Below are 526 nucleotides of genomic sequence, written 5' to 3'. Positions count from 1 at the left end.
ATTTTGTTCCCGAATATTCCTTAGTCCGTAGGGATTCTGTGGTTCCGCTAAATTGCCCTGTGTTTCTCTACATTGCGGTTTGTCGCACGATATAACGAAACTATTCAGCGTGCAACACCTACGCTGCCAGCCATGGAGAGCGAAGCGAAGGCTGGTAGCCCCCAGTAGCCGCGAGGCCGCACTGCTTACCCGTCGTGCGCATAGCGCCAGAGGGGAAGCAAAGTAGGCATCCGAACGCGGCGTCCAGTCATTGGGAGACAAGTACGGAGCAGCAACGAGCTTGCGAAGTTGTTGCGTAGTGCTGGGTGACCAGGACGGCTGGGGCACCAATAGGTTGTCAAAGGCCGAGTCGATTTTGGGGACTGGGATGTCCCAAAATCTATCACGAGGCCGAAGACACGCTTGTCACACACCGGATGACTATCGCCGTATCAGTCTTGTTTTCTGTTAGGTGATTTTTTTAGCCGATAAAACTGCGCTGGGCTGTTTGATCAGCTTCCCTTCGTTACTTTCTCCCTTAATTACT

Annotated in this window: 1 protein-coding gene; it reads right to left on the bottom strand. The window is 52.5% G+C overall.

Features of this window, described 5'->3' with window-relative positions:
* On the bottom strand, window positions 1-327 hold a 327-nt coding region (locus ACOCD2_RS25885), incomplete at its 3' end, for a hypothetical protein (RefSeq protein ID WP_293654012.1).
* Window positions 328-526: the final 199 nt, after the last annotated feature.

This window comes from Thiolapillus sp. (assembly GCF_048562965.1).
Classification (GTDB): Bacteria; Pseudomonadota; Gammaproteobacteria; order Chromatiales; family Chromatiaceae; genus Thiolapillus; species Thiolapillus brandeum_A.
The sequence above is the reverse complement of the archived record's forward strand: the minus strand, read 5'-3'. Positions and strand labels throughout refer to the sequence as shown.